Consider the following 19433-nt stretch of genomic DNA (forward strand, 5'->3'; position numbering starts at 1 on the left):
GAAACTCAAGCATTATTTTATGAATTATAAACTCCCTTTACAGTGGATAGTGAAAATGTCACTAGAAACTATATGGGGAGTTTTTTGTCTAATTAGAACATTTTTCGAATAGTATAGAAAAGGAGTGAGATATGTTTGTAGCAAGAGAAACTAAAGGAAAAATAGTTAATGTACTAGAGGAAAAGTGTGAGAAGCAAGATTATTTTTGTCCAGCATGTGGGGGGAGAGTCATTTTACGTCAAGGGAAAAGGGTGCGAACACATTTTGCACATGAAACCTTAAAAGATTGCTTATTTGTCTTTGAAAATGAAAGTCCAGAGCACCTAAACAACAAAGAAGTTCTGTACCAATGGTTAAAAAATGAGACAAAAGTCCAATTAGAATATCCAATTCATGAAATTAAACAAATTGCAGATGTATTTGTAAATAACAATCTAGCTCTAGAAGTTCAGTGTAGTTATTTGCCACAAGAAAAACTTAAAGAGAGAAGTGAGGGATATCGAAGTCAAGGATTTGAGGTTCTTTGGTTATTGGGAAAAAAACTTTGGCTTAAGGAACGTTTGACACCTCTGCAGTATCATTTTCTTTATTTTAGTCAAAATATGGGCTTTTATGCTTGGGAGTTGGATCAAGATAAGCAGGTTTTAAGACTTAAATATCTTCTTCATCAAGATTTACGTGGCAAACTTTATTATAAAATTAAAGAATTTGCCTTTTACAAGGGGAGCCTTTTAGAAATTTTTAGAGTCCCCTTTAAGAGACAACAAATTAGCAACTTTCGAGTTTTTGAAGATAAACAAATCTGTCACTATATACAGCAACAATTGTACTATCAAAATCCATTTTGGATGAAACAGCAAGCTGAAGCTTATCAGAAGGGGGAAAATCTTTTAACCTTTAGTTTGAAAGACTGGTATCCTCAAGTGAAACCAATTCTAGCAAATGATTTTTGTCAAATAAGTCAAGATTTAAGTTCCTACTATACGAACTTTCAGACCTATTACCAAACAAAGATGCAAAATGATTTTCAAAACCTTTATCCACCAGCTTTTTATCACCAATATTTCAGAGAAAATGTGGTAAAATAGATAGAATGGAGGAATCTAATGGTATTACAAAGACATGAAATAAATGAAAAAGATACATGGGATCTATCAACGATCTACCCAACTGACCAGGCTTGGGAAGAAGCCTTAAAAGGCTTAACAGAACAACTGGAGAAAGTAAGCCAGTTTGAAGGCCATCTCTTGGATAGTGCGGATAGTCTACTAGAAATCACTGAATTGTCTCTTGAAATGGAACGCCAAATGGAGAAGCTTTACGTTTATGCTCATATGAAGAATGATCAGGACACCCGTGAAGCCAAGTACCAAGAGTACTATGCCAAGGCCATGACACTCTACAGTCAGCTAGACCAAGCTTTTTCATTCTATGAGCCTGAATTTATGGAAATCAGTGAAGTGCAGTATGCTGACTTTTTAGAAGCTCAGCCAAAATTGCAGGTTTATCAACACTATTTTGATAAGCTTTTACAAGAGAAAGAGCATGTGCTTTCACAACGTGAAGAAGAATTATTGGCTGGAGCTGGAGAAATCTTTGGTTCGGCAAGTGAAACCTTCGCGATTTTGGATAATGCAGACATCGTCTTTCCTTATGTATTGGATGATGATGGTAAAGAGGTTCAGCTATCTCACGGAACCTACACACGTTTGATGGAGTCTAAAAATCGTGAGGTGCGTCGTGGTGCCTATCAAGCTCTTTATGCGACTTATGAACAATTCCAACATACCTATGCTAAAACCTTGCAAACCAATGTTAAGGTGCAAAACTATCGTGCTAAAGTTCGTAACTACAAAAGTGCTCGTCATGCAGCCCTAGCGGCAAATTTTGTTCCAGAAAGTGTTTATGACAATCTGGTAGCAGCAGTTCGCAAGCATTTGCCACTCTTGCATCGTTACCTTGAGCTTAGATCAAAAATATTGGGGATTTCAGATCTCAAGATGTACGATGTCTACACACCGCTTTCATCTGTTGAATTTAGTTTTACTTACCAAGAAGCCTTGAAAAAGGCAGAAGATGCCTTGGCAGTCTTGGGTGAGGATTACTTGAGCCGTGTTAAACGTGCCTTCAGCGAACGTTGGATTGATGTTTACGAAAACCAAGGCAAGCGTTCAGGGGCCTATTCTGGGGGTTCTTACGACACCAATGCCTTTATGCTCCTTAACTGGCAGGACAATCTGGACAATCTCTTTACCCTTGTTCATGAAACAGGTCACAGTATGCACTCAAGCTATACTCGTGAAACTCAGCCTTATGTTTACGGAGATTACTCTATCTTCTTGGCTGAGATTGCCTCAACGACCAATGAAAATATCTTGACGGAGAAATTATTGGAAGAAGTGGAAGATGACGCAACGCGCTTTGCTATTCTTAATAACTTCCTAGATGGCTTCCGTGGAACAGTTTTCCGCCAAACTCAATTTGCTGAATTTGAACACGCTATTCACCAAGCCGATCAAAATGGTGAAGTGTTGACAAGCGATTTCCTAAATAAACTCTACGCAGACTTGAACCAAGAATATTATGGATTGAGCAAGGAAGACAATCCTGAAATCCAATACGAATGGGCACGTATTCCACACTTCTACTATAACTACTATGTATACCAATATTCAACAGGCTTTGCAGCAGCTTCAGCCTTGGCTGAAAAAATCGTCCATGGTAGTCAAGAAGACCGTGACCGCTATATCGACTACCTCAAGGCAGGTAAGTCTGACTATCCACTTAATGTCATGAGAAAAGCTGGTGTTGATATGGAGAAGGAAGATTACCTAAACGATGCCTTTGCTGTCTTTGAACGTCGCTTAAATGAGTTTGAAGCCCTTGTAGAAAAATTGGGATTGGCATAAGATGGTTGAATCATATAGTAAGAATGCCAACCATAACATGCGTCGTCCTGTTGTCAAGGAAGAAATTGTGGACTTAATGCGCCAGCGCCAAAAGCAAGTCACAGGCTATTTGAAAGAATTGGAAGACTTTGCTCGCAAGGAAAATATTCCTATTATTCCCCATGAAACGGTTGCTTATTTCCGTTTTCTTATGGAAACCATGCAACCAAAAAATATTTTGGAGATTGGAACAGCAATTGGATTTTCGGCTCTCTTAATGGCTGAGCATGCGCCAAATGCCAAGATTACAACTATTGATCGTAATCCTGAGATGATTGGTTTTGCTAAGGAAAATTTTGCTCAGTTTGACAGTCGCAAGCAGATCACACTACTAGAAGGGGATGCAGTAGATGTATTGTCTACCTTGACAGAAACCTATGACTTTGTCTTTATGGATTCAGCCAAGTCCAAATATATTATCTTTTTACCTGAAATCCTAAAACACTTAGATGTTGGTGGTGTCGTGCTGTTAGATGATATTTTTCAAGGAGGAGATGTTGCAAAAGATATCATGGAAGTCCGCCGAGGTCAACGAACTATTTATCGAGGTCTCCAAAGACTATTTGATGCAACTTTAGATAATCCAGGTTTGACAGCTACATTGGTACCTCTTGGTGATGGCATTCTGATGATACGAAAAAATATAGAGGATGTTCAATTACCAGAGAGTGAATGATTTTCAGAAAAATTTAAGAAAATATAGTAAAATAGAAGTAGTAACACTTACTTTAAAGGAGTAAACATGAAGAAAAAACTATTGGCAGGAGCCATTACATTATTATCAGTAGCAACCTTAGCTGCATGTTCTCAAGGTTCTGAAGGTGCAGACCTTATTAGCATGAAAGGGGATGTCATCACGGAACATCAATTTTATGAACAAGTAAAGAGCAATCCTTCAGCACAACAAGTCTTATTAAACATGACTATCCAAAAAGTATTTGAAGCACAATATGGTTCAGAAATTGATGATAAAACGGTTAATGATGTGATTGCTGAAGAAGAAAAACAATACGGTGAAAATTACCAACGTGTTTTATCTCAAGCAGGAATGACTCTTGAAACACGTAAGGCTCAGATTCGAACAAGTAAATTGGTTGAGTTGGCAGTTAAAAAAGCAGCAGAAGCTGAATTGACAGATGAAGCTTATAAAAAAGCCTTTGATGAGTACACACCTGATGTAACGGCTCAAATCATTCGTTTGGACAATGAAGACAAGGCCAAAGAAATTCTTGAAAAAGCCAAAGCTAGTGATGCAGACTTTGCTCAATTAGCTAAAGATAATTCAAATGATGAAAAGACTAAAGCAAATGGTGGTGAAATCACGTTTGACTCTGCGTCAACAGAAGTCCCTGAGCAAGTTAAAAAAGCAGCATTTGCTTTAGAAGTAAATGGTGTCTCTGATGTCATTAAAGCATCAGGAACACAAGCATATACGAGTCAATTCTACATAGTTAAATTAATTAAGAAAACAGAAAAATCATCAAATATAGATGATTACAAAGAAAAATTAAAAACTTATATTTTGACTCAAAAACAAAATGATGCCACTTTTGTTCAGAGTATTATCGGAAAAGAATTACAAGCTGCTAATATCAAAGTGAAGGATCAAGCTTTCCAAAATATCTTTACTCAATATATTGGTGGTGGAGATTCAACTTCAAGTAGTTCTTCAAAATAAAATAATAAAAAAGAGCCTAGTGCTCTTTTTTATTACTAAAATTAACTAACTGATGGATAAGAGTTTTTTTCTTTCGGAAAAAATGGTATAATAGCAGACAAAACTAGAAAATAAACGGAATTTGGAGACAGATAGGTCTCTATCCGATTAGAGTGTGATATATGAAAATTAGCAAAAGGCATCTGTTAAACTTTTCCATCCTGATTCCTTACTTATTGTTATCTATTCTTGGATTGATTGTTGTTTATTCGACGACCAGTGCTACCTTGGTTCAAGAAGGTAAAAGCGCCCTACAATTGGTTCGAAATCAAGGTATCTTTTGGGTCCTCAGTTTGATATTGATTGCCATTATTTATAAATTGAAACTAGGATTCCTAAGAAATGATAGATTGATTAGGATGGTTATCTTTATTGAGATGATTTTATTGATCTTAGCACGTTTGGTTGGAATTCGTGTTAATGGTGCCTACGGGTGGATTTCAGTAGGTCCCTTAACGATTCAGCCTGCTGAATACCTAAAAATTATTATTATTTGGTATTTAGCCAACTATTTTTCCAAGCAACAAGATGCGATTGAGGTTTATGATTTCCAAGTTTTAACTCAAAACCAATTGTTTCCTAGAGCTTTTAATGATTGGCGTTTTGTTCTTTTGATTTTAATTGGAAGTCTAGGAATTTTCCCTGACTTAGGTAATGCTACTATTTTAGTTTTAGTTGCCTTAATCATGTATACGGTTAGTGGAATTGCCTATCGTTGGTTTTTCACTTTTCTTACTTTTTTAGCGGGGAGTTCAGCTTTATTTTTATATTCAATTTATTTTATTGGTGTGGATAAATTTTCTAGAATTCCTGTATTCGGCTATGTAGCTAAGCGTTTCAGTGCTTTCTTTAATCCCTTTAATGACTTAGCAGATGCAGGGCATCAGCTTGCAAATTCCTATTACGCCATGGTAAATGGAGGCTGGTTTGGTTTAGGATTAGGTAATTCAATAGAGAAACGAGGGTATTTACCTGAAGCCCATACCGACTTTGTATTCTCCATTGTAATCGAAGAATTCGGATTTGTAGGAGCCAGTCTCATTTTAGCACTTGTATTTTTCCTCATTTTACGGATTATTCTTGTTGGAATTAAAGCAGAAAGCCCATTCAATTCCATGGTTGCTCTTGGAGTTGGAGGAATGATGTTAGTACAGGTCTTTGTTAATATTGGTGGTATTTCGGGTATTATTCCTTCGACTGGAGTTACTTTCCCATTTCTTTCACAAGGAGGGAATAGTCTTTTGGTCTTATCTGTAGCCGTTGCCTTTGTCTTGAATATTGATGCTAGTGAAAAACGTGCAAAAATTTATCGAGAATTAGAAAATAAGTCCTATAATTATATGTAGAACATAGTGAAGAAAGGATCCTTTATGTCTCTTCAAAAATTAGAAAACTATAGTAATAAAGTTGTCGTCAAAGAAGAAGTTTTAATTTTAACTGAGTTGTTAGAAGATATTACTAAAAATATGCTTGCTCCAGAGACTTTTGAAAAAATCATGCAGTTGAAAGAATTGTCAATGCAGGAAGATTATCAAGGTTTAAATGAGTTGGTTACTAGTTTAACAAACGATGAAATGGCTTATATTTCACGTTATTTCTCCATTTTACCACTCCTGATTAATATTTCAGAAGATGTTGATTTAGCTTATGAAATTAATCACCAAAATAATATTGATCAAGATTATCTTGGCAAACTCTCAGCAACTATTAAAATGGTTGCCGAAAAAGAAAATGCTGTTGAAATATTAGAACACCTGAATGTGGTACCCGTTCTTACAGCCCATCCTACCCAAGTACAACGTAAGAGTATGTTGGATTTAACGAACCACATCCACAATCTACTCCGAAAATATAGAGATGTGAAGTTAGGCTTAATTAATAAAGAAAAATGGCATAATGATCTTCGTCGCTATATTGAAATCATCATGCAGACGGATATGATTCGTGAGAAAAAATTGAAAGTAACCAATGAAATCACGAACGTGATGGAATATTACAACAGTTCTTTCTTGAAGGCTGTCCCTCATTTGACAGCGGAATACAAGCGCTTAGCAAAAAAACACGGATTAGAATTAAAACATCCAAAACCTATTACCATGGGAATGTGGATTGGTGGTGACCGTGATGGTAATCCATTCGTAACAGCGGAAACTTTAAAGCAATCTGCAATGACACAATGCGAAGTCATCATGGATTACTATGATGAAAAAGTCTATCAACTATACCGTGAATTTTCACTTTCATCAAGTATTGTAAATGTTAGCAAGCAAGTACGAGAAATGGCTCGCCAATCTATGGACAATTCGATTTACAGAGAAAAAGAGCCCTATAGACGCGCCTTGTTTGATATTCAATCAAAAATACAGGCTACAAAAACCTATCTAATTGAAGAAAAAGAAGTTGGGCCACGCTATAATGCTGCAAGTGATTTTTATAAAGATTTAATTACGATTCGTGACTCACTTTTGGAGAACAAGGGGGAATCACTTATTTCTGGAGATTTTGTTGAGTTAATTCAAGCAGTAGAAATCTTTGGTTTCTATTTAGCTTCCATCGACATGCGACAAGATTCAAGTGTTCATGAGGCCTGCGTTTCAGAACTATTAAAATCAGCAGGCATTCATTCTCACTATAGTGAACTGACTGAAGAAGAAAAATGTAATCTTTTGTTGAAACAGTTGGAGGAGGATCCTCGAATTCTTTCAGCGACTAATGTTGAAAAATCAGAACTATTAGAGAAAGAGTTAGCAATTTTTAAAGCGGCACGTAGCTTAAAAGACAAATTAGGAGATGATGTGATTCGTCAGACAATCATTTCCCATGCAACTAGCGTTTCCGACATGCTAGAGCTTGCTATCATGCTTAAAGAAGTTGGTCTAGTTGATAAAGAGAGAGCAAGAGTACAAATTGTTCCACTTTTTGAAACCATTGAAGACTTAGATCATTCGGAAGAAACAATGAGAAAATACCTTTCTCTTTCCCTTGCTAAGAAGTGGATTGCTTCTCGAAACAATTATCAAGAGATCATGCTCGGTTACTCTGACAGTAACAAGGATGGTGGCTATTTATCATCTTGTTGGACACTGTATAAAGCCCAACAACAATTAACAGCTATTGGAGATGAATTTGGTGTCAAGGTGACCTTCTTCCATGGGCGTGGTGGTACTGTTGGCCGTGGTGGTGGTCCAACTTATGAAGCAATTACATCTCAACCGCTTAAATCTATAAAAGATCGTATACGTCTCACAGAGCAAGGAGAAGTGATTGGTAATAAATATGGAAACAAAGATGCTGCCTACTATAATCTTGAAATGTTAGTCTCTGCAGCCATTAATCGTATGATTACCCAGTGGAAGAGTGATACAAATACTTCAAATCGTTATGAAGCTATTATGGATCAGGTGGTGGACCGCAGTTATGATATCTATCGTGATTTAGTTTTTGGGAATGAACATTTTTATGATTATTTCTTCGAATCAAGTCCTATCAAGGCCATCTCTAGCTTTAATATTGGTTCTCGTCCTGCTGCTCGAAAAACTATTACAGAAATTGGTGGTTTACGTGCCATTCCTTGGGTCTTCTCTTGGTCACAAAGCCGCGTGATGTTCCCTGGTTGGTATGGAGTTGGTTCTAGTTTTAAAGAATTTATCGATAAAAATCCTGAGAATATCACAATTTTAAGAGATATGTATCAAAATTGGCCTTTCTTCCAGTCTCTTCTATCTAATGTAGATATGGTATTATCAAAATCAAATATGAATATTGCTTTTGAATATGCTAAGTTATGTGAAAATGAAGAAGTAAAAGCGGTTTATGAAACGATACTAGATGAATGGCAAGTGACGAAAGAGGTTATTTTAGCCATTGAAAATCATGATGAGCTACTAGCTGAAAACTCATACCTAAAAGCCAGTCTAGATTATCGTATGCCATACTTTAATATTCTTAACTACATCCAGTTAGAATTGATTAAACGCCAACGCCGAGGAGAATTATCAAGCGATCAAGAAAAATTAATTCATACAACTATCAATGGAATTGCGACAGGACTTCGTAACTCAGGTTGATTGTATTTAAACTTCCTCTTTTGTAAGGGGAAGTTTTTGATTTTTTTAAAGTTTTTTTAAAATAGTATTGACAAGTAATTGAAAAATGATATAATGTAAGCATTCAGAAAGTAATCATAAGAGTTTTTTAGAGAGTCTGTGCTTGGTGAAAACAGATAAACAAAAATGATGAAAATTGGGCTGAATACTAAATAGAATTTGAAATCATAAGAATTCGGTGAGCACACCTTACAGTGCATCTCGTAATTGCGAGACAGAGTGGTAGGGATATTCCCTATAATTGAGGTGGTACCGCGCATCGACGTCCTCACACAAGTATTTTTGTGTGAGGACTTTTTATTTTAGGAGGACAATTATGGAATGTAAACGATGGCGTCGCTTGTTAACTTAATTAAATTAGTATATAAGTGATTGAAAAAGGAGAAATAAAATGAAAAATAAACGATTGATTGGAATGATTGCTGCTATGGTAGCTTTAGTAGTGGGAAGCTTGATTTATTCTTCGGTGAATAAACAAGAAGTGAAGCAAGATGTTAAGAATGAAAAGAAAGTTGCTAAGGTTGGTGTGCTTCAGTTTGTAAGCCATCCGTCTCTTGATTTGATTTATAAAGGGATTCAAGAGGGATTAGCAGAAGAAGGTTACAAAGATGACCAATTGAAGCTTGATTTTATGAACTCAGAAGGGGATCAAAGTAAAGTTGCTACAATGAGTAAGCAATTGGTTTCAAATGGCAACGATATTGTAGTAGGTATTGCAACTCCAGCGGCTCAAGGATTAGCTAGTGTAACAAAAGATTTACCTGTTATTATGGCAGCCATTACAGATCCAATCGGAGCTAACTTGGTTAAAGATTTGAAAAATCCTGGTGGAAATATTACAGGTGTTTCTGACCATAATCCTGCTCAACAGCAAGTTGAACTAATTAAAGCTCTAACACCTGATGTTAAAACAATTGGAGCTCTTTATTCAAGTAGTGAAGATAACTCAAAAACACAGGTAGAAGAATTTAAAGAATACGCTGAGAAAACAGGCTTTAAGGTAGAAACATTTGCAGTACCTTCAACAAACGAAATTGCTTCCACTGTTAATGTTATGACAAGTAAAGTAGACGCTATCTGGGTTCCAATTGACAATACTATTGCGTCAGCTTTTCCAACAGTTGTATCTAGCAATCAAACAGCCAAAAAACCAATTTACCCAAGTGCAACAGCCATGGTAGAAGCTGGTGGTTTGGCATCAGTGGTTGTTGATCAACGTGATCTTGGAGTGGCTACAGGTAAAATGATTGCCCAAGTTTTGAAAGGGGCAAAACCAGCTGATACACCAGTTAATGTTTTCTCAACTGGTAAGTCTGTTGTTAACAAAAAATTAGCCAAAGAACTTGGTATCACTATTCCAGAATCTATCTTAAAAGAAGCAGGACAAGTGATTGAATAAGATAAAAGGAGGAGTTGGGGACATCTCCTCCCATTTTTACGAAAGGAATGAGTGAAAAATTATGATAGTATCCATTGTTTCTCAGGGTTTTGTCTGGGCTATTTTAGGCTTGGGAATCTTTATGACCTTTAGAATCTTAAACTTTCCAGATATGACAACAGAGGGCTCTTTCCCACTTGGTGGAGCAGTAGCAGTAACCTTGATTACAAAAGGAGTTAATCCTTTTCTCGCGACTCTTATTGCTGTTGGAGCTGGTTGTTTGGCAGGAATGGCAGCCGGACTTCTCTATACAAAGGGCAAGATTCCGACTTTGTTGTCAGGTATCTTAGTAATGACTTCTTGTCATTCGATTATGCTTTTGATTATGGGGCGTGCGAATTTAGGTTTACTTGGCACCAAACAAATTCAAGATGTACTGCCATTTGATTCTGATTTGAATCAATTAGTGACCGGACTTGTTTTTGTTAGTATTGTTATTGGACTCCTACTTTTCTTTTTAGATACTAAACTTGGGCAAGCTTATATTGCAACTGGAGATAATCCAGACATGGCAAGAAGTTTCGGGATACATACCGGTCGTATGGAACTTTTGGGTCTAGTATTGTCTAATGGTGTCATCGCTCTTGCAGGGGCTTTAATCGCTCAACAAGAGGGTTATGCAGATGTTTCTCGAGGAATTGGAGTCATAGTTGTTGGTTTAGCTAGTTTGATCATTGGTGAAGTAATTTTTAAGAGTTTAACCCTAGCAGAACGGTTAATAGCTATTGTCGTGGGTTCAATAGCCTATCAATTCTTAGTATGGGGAGTTATTGCACTCGGCTTTAATACAAGTTACCTTCGTTTGTACAGCGCCGTGATTTTAGCAGTTTGCCTCATGATTCCAACATTTAAGCAACAAATCTTGAAAGGAGCCAAATTAAGCAAATGACAGCAATTGTAGAATTAAAAAATGCAACCAAAGTTGTTAAAAATGGCTTTGATGAAGAAAAGATTATTTTAAATGATGTTTCCTTAGAAATTTTTGAACAGGATTTCATCACGATTTTAGGTGGAAATGGTGCTGGAAAATCAACTCTTTTTAATACTATTGCAGGAACTTTATCACTAACCAGTGGAACTATCCGTATTTTAGGTGAGGATGTTACCAAGTTTTCACCAGAGAAGCGCGCTAAGTATCTGTCTCGTGTCTTCCAAGATCCAAAGATGGGGACAGCTCCTCGTATGACGGTGGCTGAAAATCTTTTGATTGCCAAGTTTCGTGGTGAAAAGCGTGGATTGTTACCACGACGCTTGACTAGTTATAAGGATGAGTTTCAGGCAACTATTGAAAAAGTGGGAAACGGTCTTGAGAAACACTTGAATACACCGATTGAGTTCTTATCAGGTGGACAAAGACAGGCTTTGAGTCTCTTGATGGCAACCTTGAAGCGTCCTGAATTACTCTTATTAGACGAGCATACTGCAGCCCTGGATCCAAAGACCAGTGTGGCCTTGATGGAATTGACAGATGAATTTGTCAAGAAGGATCAGTTAACAGCCTTAATGATTACCCATCACATGGAAGATGCCCTTAAATATGGCAATCGATTAATCGTCATGAAAGAAGGGAGAATCATTCAAGATTTAAATCAATTAGAAAAATCAAAAATGAAAATCTCTGATTATTATCAACTCTTTGAATAAAGTTGGGAAAATGAGTGAAATGGTTTACTTTTTTTCTGAAATAAAGTATACTATATAAAGTAAACTATGATAACATGGAGGTATTGTGTATGGTTGACAAACTAGTCATTGAAGAAATCAAAAACAATGCCAACATTGTGGAAGTCATAGGAGATGTGATTTCTTTACAAAAGGCAGGACGGAACTACTTGGGGCTCTGTCCTTTTCATGGTGAGAAAACACCTTCTTTTAATGTGGTAGAAGACAAACAGTTTTACCACTGTTTTGGCTGTGGTCGTTCAGGAGATGTTTTTAAGTTTGTAGAAGAATACCAAGGTGTTTCCTTTATGGAAGCTGTTCAAATTCTTGGGGACCGAGTCGGGATAGAGGTTGAAAAACCACTTCATAGTAATCAGAAATCGTCATCTCCTCATCAGAACTTGTATGATATGCATGAGGATGCAGCTAAGTTTTATCATGCCATACTCATGACAACCACCATGGGTCAAGAGGCAAGAAACTATCTTTATCAGCGCGGGCTAACAGATGATGTGATCAACCATTTTCGGATTGGATTCGCACCAAGGGAACGAAACTACCTTTACCAACGCCTATCAGGTCAGTATCGTGAAGAGGATTTTCTAGATTCGGGCCTTTTTTACCTTTCGGATGCCAATCAATTCCTGGATACCTTTCATAATCGGATTATGTTTCCCTTAACAAATGATCAAGGAAAAGTCATTGCATTTTCTGGTCGCATCTGGCAGAAAACAGATTCACAGACTGCTAAGTATAAAAATAGTAGATCGACAGCAATTTTTAATAAAAGTTACGAATTATATCATATGGACAGGGCGAAAAAATCTTCAGGTAAAGCAAGTGAGATGTATCTCATGGAAGGTTTCATGGATGTTATTGCCGCTTATCGTTCAGGAATAGAAAATGCTGTCGCATCAATGGGGACCGCACTGAGTCGAGAACATGTTGATCATCTAAGAAGGTTAACTAAAAAGTTAATACTAGTTTATGATGGTGATAAGGCAGGGCAAGCTGCGACATTGAAAGCTTTAGATGAAATAGGTGACATGCCTGTACAGATTGTTAGTATGCCTGACAGTCTTGATCCAGATGAATATTTGCAAAAACATAGTACAGAAGAATTAGCCTATTTATTGACAAAAACTCGTATTAGTCCGATTGAATTTTACATTCACCATTATAAACCTGAAAATAGTGAAAATCTACAGGCACAGATTGAGTTTATTGAAAAAATTGCTCCTTTGATTATTAAGGAGAAGTCCATAACAGCACAGAATAGTTATATTCATATTTTAGCGGATAGTCTTCCTTCTTTTGACTATTCACAGATTGAACAAATAGTCAATGAGAATCGTTTAATAGATCGACAAAATCGTATGGATGGGGTTTACAGACCAACGCCTATCATAGTGCCGGTTACCAAGCAACTATCTGTCCTTATAAGAGCAGAGGCTCATCTACTCTATCGAATGATGGAATCTCCTCTTATTTTGAATGAGTATCGTTTGAGAGAGGATTTTTCATTTGAAACTCCTGAGTTTCAGTCGCTATATGAGATACTTAGCCAGTATGGAAGTATTCCTTCAGAAGTTTTAGCAGAACAAACAGAGGAGATAGAGAAAGCTTGGTACCAAGTATTAGCATTGGATTTACCAACTGAGATGTCACCTCAGGAATTAAGTGAAGTTGAATTGACTCGTAATAGGGCTCTATTAAATAAGGACAACATGAGAATCAAAAAGAAGGTGCAGGAAGCTAGCCATGTAGGAGATACTGACACAGCCTTAGAAGAATTGGAACGTTTAATTTCCCAAAAGAGAAGAATGGAGTAATAATGGCAACAAAACAAAAAGAAGTAACGACATTTGACGTACAAGTAGCAGAATTTATCCGTAATCATAAAAAAACTGGAACAGCAACAGATGATGAAATCAATTCAAGTTTGGTAATTCCTTTTACACTTGACGCTGATGGGATTGAAGATCTCTTGCAACGAATTCAGGATGCGGGGATTTCTATCACAGACAATGAGGGAAATCCAAGTGCGCGTGTGCTTAGCACTGAAGAAGAACCAGAACTCAGCGATGAGGATTTGATTGGCTCAACTTCTGCTAAGGTTAATGACCCTGTTCGTATGTACTTGAAAGAAATTGGGGTTGTACCTCTCTTGACCAATGAAGAAGAAAAAGAATTGGCCCTTGCTGTTGAGGCTGGAGATATAGAAGCTAAACAACGTCTGGCTGAAGCCAACCTCCGTTTGGTTGTTTCTATTGCCAAACGCTATGTCGGTCGTGGCATGCAGTTTCTTGATTTGATTCAAGAAGGAAATATGGGCTTGATGAAAGCAGTTGATAAGTTTGATTATTCTAAAGGGTTCAAGTTTTCAACTTACGCAACTTGGTGGATTCGTCAGGCTATTACACGTGCTATCGCTGATCAAGCCCGTACCATCCGTATCCCTGTTCACATGGTTGAAACTATTAATAAATTGGTTCGTGAACAACGTAATCTTCTTCAAGAATTGGGGCAAGATCCTACTCCAGAACAAATTGCTGAACGCATGGATATGACACCTGACAAGGTTCGTGAAATCTTGAAGATTGCCCAAGAACCAGTATCTCTTGAAACTCCAATCGGTGAAGAGGATGATAGCCATCTTGGGGACTTTATCGAAGATGAAGTGATTGAAAATCCAGTGGACTATACAACTCGTATCGTCTTGCGTGAGCAGTTGGATGAGGTCTTGGATACTCTTACAGACCGTGAAGAAAACGTCTTGCGCTTGCGCTTTGGACTAGATGATGGTAAAATGCGTACCCTTGAAGATGTTGGTAAAGTTTTTAACGTCACTCGTGAGCGTATTCGTCAGATTGAGGCTAAAGCTTTGAGAAAATTGCGTCAACCAAGTCGCAGCAAACCGCTTCGTGATTTTATTGAAGATTAAGAGTGAGGATACATATGGCTTATACTGAAGAACAAATAGAAACTATTAAGACCCGAATTTTAAGTGCTTTAGAAGACGTGATAGATCCTGAGTTGGGGATTGATATTGTAAATCTTGGATTGATCTATGAAATTCGTTTTGACGGCGACACTGGTCATACTGAAATCGATATGACCTTAACGACAATGGGTTGCCCCTTGGCAGATTTGTTAACAGATCAGATTTATGATGCTATGACGGATGTACCAGAAGTAACTAATACTGAGGTCAAGTTGGTATGGTATCCAGCTTGGACAGTTGAAAAAATGAGTCGTTACGCGCGTATCGCCTTGGGTATTAAGTAGTCTACGATTGAGTAGTAAGAGACGATTGAAAAAGAGGAAATATCCGAATTTTTCAATCGTCTTTTCTTACTTTAGCTGATTTTCATTGAAGAAAATGATATAATAGTAGCTATGAATAAAAAGAAATTACGTATCAATATGTTGAGCTCAAGTGAAAAAGTAGCAGGTCAAGGTGTTTCAGGTGCATACCGTGAATTAGTTCATCTTCTCCAACGTGATGCAAAAGAAGAATTGATTGTTACAGAAAATCTTCCTATTGAAGCTGATGTGACACATTTTCATACAATTGATTTACCTTATTATTTATCTACATTTCAAAAAAGACGTTCAGGTAGAAAAATTGGCTATGTTCATTTTTTACCGGACACTCTGGAGGGAAGTTTAAAAATTCCTTTTTTCTTAAAAGGAATTGTGAAACGTTACGTTTTTTCTTTTTACAATCGTATGGAACACTTGGTAGTTGTTAATCCTATGTTTATTGAGGATTTAGTAGGTGCAGGGATTCCACGAGAAAAAATTACCTACATTCCAAACTTTGTAAACAAGGAAAAATGGCATCCGTTACCTGAAAATCAAGTCCTAGAACTTCGAGAGGAATTAGGTCTTGAAGAGAATCAATTTGTAGTTGTTGGTGCGGGACAAGTCCAAAAACGTAAAGGGATTGACGATTTTATTCAATTGGCCGAAGAATTACCCCAGGTAACTTTTATTTGGGCCGGAGGTTTTTCTTTTGGTGGTATGACCGATGGTTATGAAAAGTATAAAAAAATTATGGAAAATCCACCAAAGAATCTGCTCTTTCCAGGTATTGTGTCGCCAGAACGAATGCGTGAGCTATACGCCTTAGCTGACCTTTTCTTACTACCTAGTTACAATGAGTTATTTCCTATGACTATTTTAGAAGCAGCCAGTTGTAATGCTCCTATTATGTTGCGTGACTTGGATCTTTACAAGGTTATTCTTGAAGGTAATTATCATGCTACAGCAGATAAAGAAGAGATGAAACAAGCTATTTTAGAATATCAAGAAAATCCTAAGACTCTGAAAGAGTTGAAGGAAAAGGCTAAGGAGATTTCTAGAGAGTATTCAGAAGAGCACCTTTTACAAATATGGTTGGACTTTTATGAAAAACAAGCAGCTTTAGGGAGAAAGTAAGAAGTGAGGTAATCTATGCGAATTGGTTTATTTACAGATACCTATTTTCCTCAAGTTTCAGGTGTTGCAACCAGTATTCGAACCTTGAAAATGGAATTAGAAAAGGAAGGTCACTCAGTCTTTATTTTTACTACGACTGATAAAGATGTCAATCGATATGAAGATTGGCAAATTATTCGAATACCGAGTGTCCCTTTCTTTGCATTTAAAGATAGACGTTTTGCTTATCGAGGTTTTAGCAAGGCTCTTGAAATTGCTAGGCAATACCAATTAGATATTATACATACACAGACAGAATTTTCTCTAGGTTTATTAGGGATTTGGATTGCAAGAGAACTAAAAATACCTGTAATTCATACCTATCATACTCAGTATGAGGACTATGTTCACTATATCGCCAAAGGTTTATTGATTCGTCCGAGTATGGTTAAGTATTTGGTCAGAGGATTTTTGCATGATGTTGATGGCGTGATTTGTCCAAGTGAGATTGTTTGTGATTTACTGTCTGACTATAAGGTCAATGTTGAAAAAAGAGTCATTCCTACAGGCATCGAGTTGGCAAAATTTGAACGCCCTGAAATCAAGAAAGAACATCTGAATGACTTACGTAGGACATTAGGCATTCATCCTAATGAAAAAATGTTGTTGAGCCTTTCTAGAATTTCTTATGAAAAAAATATTCAAGCAGTTCTAAAATCCTTTGCAGAAGTTTTAAAAGAAGAAAACCAGGTAAAACTGGTTGTGGCTGGTGATGGTCCATACCTTGATAGTTTAAAAGAGCAGGCTTTAGAATTAGAAATTCAAGATTCTGTGATTTTTACAGGTATGATTGCTCCTAGTGAAACAGCCCTTTACTATAAGGCAGCAGATTTCTTTATTTCAGCATCTACAAGTGAGACTCAAGGTTTAACATTTTTGGAAAGCATAGCAAGTGGTACCCCTGTTATTGCTCATGGCAATCCCTATTTAGATAACTTGATCAATGATAAGATGTTTGGTACCTTGTATTATGTAGATAGTGATTTAGCAGGAGCAATTTTAGAAGCATTGTTAGTCACACCTGATATGAATCAACTTAAATTGGCTGATAAGTTATATGAGATTTCTGCGGAGAACTTCGGAAAACGGGTTCATGAATTTTACTTGGATGCTATCATATCGAATAATTTTCAAAAGGAATTGGCTAAAGAAGATACAGTCGGCAAGCGAATTTTTAAGACAGTTTTATACTTGCCACAGAAAGTTGTTGCAGTACCCGTTAAAGGTTCAAGACGGATGTTAAAGACCTCTAAAACAAAGTTAAAAAAGATTAAAGACTACTGGAAAGAAGTAGATTGATAGGAGGAAATTGAGATGAAAAAATTAATGCGAAGTGGTAGTGATAAGATGCTCGGCGGTGTGTGTGCAGGTGTTGCACATTATTTCGATATGGATCCAACCATTGTACGAGTAATTTGGGGTGTCCTAGCACTATTTTATGGTGTCAGTATATTGGCTTATATTATCTTATTGATTGTTGCACCAGTCTCATCTGACTATTGAAAACTAGAATAATTCGTGCTAAGATAATAGAAAATAGAATGTTAATAAGGAGTATGAAATGGCTTTTGGTGATAATGGAAACCGTAAAAAAACAATGTTTGAAAAATTAACGTTATTGATTGTGTTTATTATGTTGGTTGCAAGTTTACTTGGGATCTTTGCAACTGCAATTGGTGCCTTGAGTAATCTATAAGTTGGATTACTTATAAATAATTTTTGTGACTGGGTTTTCCCAGCCCTTTTTTAAAGTGAGAAGAAAAAAATGAGTATGTTTTTAGATACAGCCAAGATTAAGGTCAAGGCTGGTAATGGTGGCGATGGTATGGTTGCCTTTCGCCGTGAAAAATATGTCCCTAATGGCGGTCCTTGGGGTGGTGATGGTGGTCGTGGAGGCAATGTGGTCTTCGTTGTAGACGAAGGATTACGTACCTTGATGGATTTCCGCTACAATCGTCATTTCAAGGCTGATTCTGGTGAAAAAGGAATGACCAAAGGGATGCATGGTCGTGGTGCCGAGGATCTTAGAGTTCGAGTGCCACAAGGTACGACTGTTCGTGATGCTGAGACAGGCAAGGTCTTGACAGATTTGATTGAACATGGGCAAGAGTTTATTGTAGCCCACGGTGGTCGTGGTGGACGTGGAAATATCCGCTTTGCGACACCAAAAAATCCTGCACCTGAAATCTCTGAAAATGGAGAACCAGGTCAGGAGCGTGAGTTACAATTGGAACTAAAAATCTTGGCAGATGTCGGTTTAGTAGGTTTCCCATCTGTTGGGAAATCAACCCTTTTAAGTGTTATCACATCCGCTAAACCAAAAATTGGTGCCTACCACTTTACGACTATTGTGCCAAATCTAGGTATGGTTCGTACCCAATCAGGTGAATCCTTTGCAGTAGCTGACTTGCCAGGTTTGATTGAAGGGGCTAGTCAAGGTGTTGGTTTGGGAACTCAGTTCCTCCGTCACATTGAGCGTACCCGTGTCATCCTTCATATTATTGATATGTCAGCTAGCGAAGGGCGTGATCCTTATGAAGATTATCTTGCTATTAATAAGGAATTAGAGTCATACAATCTTCGATTAATGGAACGTCCTCAAATCATTGTAGCTAATAAAATGGATATGCCTGAAAGTCAGGAAAATCTAGCAGCATTCAAGAAAAAACTTTCTGAAAACTTTGATGAATTTGAAGAATTACCTGCTATTTTCCCTATTTCTGGTTTGACCAAGCAAGGTTTGGCAACACTTCTAGATGCAACAGCTGAATTGCTAGATAAAACTCCAGAATTTCTTCTTTATGATGAGTCTGATATGGAAGAAGAAGTATATTACGGATTTGATGAAGAAGAAAAGGCCTTTGAAATCAGCCGTGATGATGATGCTACTTGGGTACTTTCAGGTGAAAAACTCATTAAACTCTTTAACATGACCAATTTTGATCGTGACGAATCCGTGATGAAATTTGCTCGTCAGTTACGTGGTATGGGTGTTGATGAAGCCCTTCGTGCGCGGGGAGCTAAAGATGGTGATCTAGTTAGAATTGGTAAGTTTGAGTTTGAATTTGTTGATTAGGAGA

Annotated in this window: 17 protein-coding genes and 1 other annotated feature; all 17 genes read left to right on the top strand. The window is 37.2% G+C overall.

The annotated features are described in order from the left end of the window. Positions 1-131 precede the first annotated feature (131 nt). The 17 genes from HMPREF1117_RS05550 (at position 132) to obgE (ending at position 19429) form a co-directional block, all read left to right on the top strand. Positions 132-1088 (top strand): competence protein CoiA, encoded by a 957-nt coding sequence (locus tag HMPREF1117_RS05550; RefSeq protein WP_000495924.1) that lies wholly within the window; start codon positions 132-134, stop codon positions 1086-1088. Positions 1089-1106: 18 nt separating this feature from the next. Further along, on the top strand, positions 1107-2909 hold the full coding sequence (pepF, locus tag HMPREF1117_RS05555; protein WP_000244107.1) for an oligoendopeptidase F: 1803 nt from the start codon (positions 1107-1109) through the stop codon (positions 2907-2909). A 1-nt stretch (position 2910) separates the two neighbouring features. Further along, positions 2911-3624 carry an O-methyltransferase gene (locus HMPREF1117_RS05560; protein ID WP_029693136.1) on the top strand — a complete coding sequence of 238 codons (714 nt, stop codon included), beginning with the start codon at positions 2911-2913 and terminating at the stop codon, positions 3622-3624. A 66-nt stretch (positions 3625-3690) separates the two neighbouring features. Next, positions 3691-4626: a peptidylprolyl isomerase PrsA gene (gene prsA, locus HMPREF1117_RS05565; protein ID WP_000727959.1), complete on the top strand. Its 936-nt coding sequence runs from the start codon at positions 3691-3693 to the stop codon at positions 4624-4626. A 161-nt stretch (positions 4627-4787) separates the two neighbouring features. Then, positions 4788-6011, top strand: a complete 1224-nt coding sequence (ftsW, locus tag HMPREF1117_RS05570; RefSeq protein WP_000703340.1) for a cell division peptidoglycan polymerase FtsW — start codon at positions 4788-4790, stop codon at positions 6009-6011. Positions 6012-6035: 24 nt separating this feature from the next. Next, a complete protein-coding gene (gene ppc, locus HMPREF1117_RS05575; RefSeq protein WP_000058215.1) occupies positions 6036-8732 on the top strand; it encodes a phosphoenolpyruvate carboxylase in 2697 nt (898 codons plus the stop codon). A gap of 93 nt (positions 8733-8825) precedes the next feature. Next, positions 8826-9044, top strand: a binding site (T-box leader). A gap of 118 nt (positions 9045-9162) precedes the next feature. Further along, entirely contained in the window at positions 9163-10170 is a 1008-nt protein-coding gene (trpX, locus tag HMPREF1117_RS05580; protein WP_000792188.1) for a tryptophan ABC transporter substrate-binding protein, read from the top strand. Positions 10171-10231: 61 nt separating this feature from the next. Continuing rightward, on the top strand, positions 10232-11098 hold the full coding sequence (locus HMPREF1117_RS05585) for an ABC transporter permease (RefSeq protein WP_000637276.1): 867 nt from the start codon (positions 10232-10234) through the stop codon (positions 11096-11098). Next, a complete protein-coding gene (locus tag HMPREF1117_RS05590; protein WP_000125444.1) occupies positions 11095-11853 on the top strand; it encodes an ABC transporter ATP-binding protein in 759 nt (252 codons plus the stop codon). Before HMPREF1117_RS05585 ends, HMPREF1117_RS05590 begins: the two co-directional genes overlap by 4 nt. A gap of 89 nt (positions 11854-11942) precedes the next feature. Continuing rightward, entirely contained in the window at positions 11943-13703 is a 1761-nt protein-coding gene (gene dnaG, locus HMPREF1117_RS05595; protein ID WP_000227845.1) for a DNA primase, read from the top strand. 2 nt (positions 13704-13705) lie between these two features. Further along, the gene (gene rpoD, locus HMPREF1117_RS05600; RefSeq protein ID WP_000201895.1) at positions 13706-14815 is read left to right on the top strand and encodes an RNA polymerase sigma factor RpoD; all 1110 of its coding nucleotides are present in this window, start codon (positions 13706-13708) and stop codon (positions 14813-14815) included. A 14-nt stretch (positions 14816-14829) separates the two neighbouring features. Continuing rightward, entirely contained in the window at positions 14830-15159 is a 330-nt protein-coding gene (locus HMPREF1117_RS05605) for a metal-sulfur cluster assembly factor (RefSeq protein ID WP_000331933.1), read from the top strand. A gap of 111 nt (positions 15160-15270) precedes the next feature. Beyond that, positions 15271-16314, top strand: a complete 1044-nt coding sequence (locus tag HMPREF1117_RS05610) for a glycosyltransferase family 4 protein (protein WP_007556697.1) — start codon at positions 15271-15273, stop codon at positions 16312-16314. A 15-nt stretch (positions 16315-16329) separates the two neighbouring features. Then, on the top strand, positions 16330-17652 hold the full coding sequence (locus HMPREF1117_RS05615; RefSeq protein ID WP_001219414.1) for a glycosyltransferase family 4 protein: 1323 nt from the start codon (positions 16330-16332) through the stop codon (positions 17650-17652). Positions 17653-17667: 15 nt separating this feature from the next. Further along, positions 17668-17856 (top strand): PspC domain-containing protein, encoded by a 189-nt coding sequence (locus HMPREF1117_RS05620; protein WP_000735793.1) that lies wholly within the window; start codon positions 17668-17670, stop codon positions 17854-17856. A gap of 58 nt (positions 17857-17914) precedes the next feature. Then, complete coding sequence (locus HMPREF1117_RS05625) at positions 17915-18049, top strand: DUF4044 domain-containing protein (RefSeq protein WP_000863863.1); 135 nt, start codon at positions 17915-17917, stop codon at positions 18047-18049. Between the two features lie 69 nt (positions 18050-18118). Then, positions 18119-19429: a GTPase ObgE gene (gene obgE / locus HMPREF1117_RS05630; RefSeq protein ID WP_007556645.1), complete on the top strand. Its 1311-nt coding sequence runs from the start codon at positions 18119-18121 to the stop codon at positions 19427-19429. Positions 19430-19433: the final 4 nt, after the last annotated feature.

It is taken from the genome of Streptococcus sp. SK643, from assembly GCF_000259505.1.
In the GTDB taxonomy this organism is placed as follows: Bacteria; Bacillota; Bacilli; order Lactobacillales; family Streptococcaceae; genus Streptococcus.

Coding starts and splice junctions, on each gene's coding strand:
- HMPREF1117_RS05550 (WP_000495924.1), top strand. CDS start 132: ATGTTTGTAGCAAGAGAAACTAAAGGAAAAATAGTTAATGTACTAGAG.
- pepF (WP_000244107.1), top strand. CDS start 1,107: ATGGTATTACAAAGACATGAAATAAATGAAAAAGATACATGGGATCTA.
- HMPREF1117_RS05560 (WP_029693136.1), top strand. CDS start 2,911: ATGGTTGAATCATATAGTAAGAATGCCAACCATAACATGCGTCGTCCT.
- prsA (WP_000727959.1), top strand. CDS start 3,691: ATGAAGAAAAAACTATTGGCAGGAGCCATTACATTATTATCAGTAGCA.
- ftsW (WP_000703340.1), top strand. CDS start 4,788: ATGAAAATTAGCAAAAGGCATCTGTTAAACTTTTCCATCCTGATTCCT.
- ppc (WP_000058215.1), top strand. CDS start 6,036: ATGTCTCTTCAAAAATTAGAAAACTATAGTAATAAAGTTGTCGTCAAA.
- trpX (WP_000792188.1), top strand. CDS start 9,163: ATGAAAAATAAACGATTGATTGGAATGATTGCTGCTATGGTAGCTTTA.
- HMPREF1117_RS05585 (WP_000637276.1), top strand. CDS start 10,232: ATGATAGTATCCATTGTTTCTCAGGGTTTTGTCTGGGCTATTTTAGGC.
- HMPREF1117_RS05590 (WP_000125444.1), top strand. CDS start 11,095: ATGACAGCAATTGTAGAATTAAAAAATGCAACCAAAGTTGTTAAAAAT.
- dnaG (WP_000227845.1), top strand. CDS start 11,943: ATGGTTGACAAACTAGTCATTGAAGAAATCAAAAACAATGCCAACATT.
- rpoD (WP_000201895.1), top strand. CDS start 13,706: ATGGCAACAAAACAAAAAGAAGTAACGACATTTGACGTACAAGTAGCA.
- HMPREF1117_RS05605 (WP_000331933.1), top strand. CDS start 14,830: ATGGCTTATACTGAAGAACAAATAGAAACTATTAAGACCCGAATTTTA.
- HMPREF1117_RS05610 (WP_007556697.1), top strand. CDS start 15,271: ATGAATAAAAAGAAATTACGTATCAATATGTTGAGCTCAAGTGAAAAA.
- HMPREF1117_RS05615 (WP_001219414.1), top strand. CDS start 16,330: ATGCGAATTGGTTTATTTACAGATACCTATTTTCCTCAAGTTTCAGGT.
- HMPREF1117_RS05620 (WP_000735793.1), top strand. CDS start 17,668: ATGAAAAAATTAATGCGAAGTGGTAGTGATAAGATGCTCGGCGGTGTG.
- HMPREF1117_RS05625 (WP_000863863.1), top strand. CDS start 17,915: ATGGCTTTTGGTGATAATGGAAACCGTAAAAAAACAATGTTTGAAAAA.
- obgE (WP_007556645.1), top strand. CDS start 18,119: ATGAGTATGTTTTTAGATACAGCCAAGATTAAGGTCAAGGCTGGTAAT.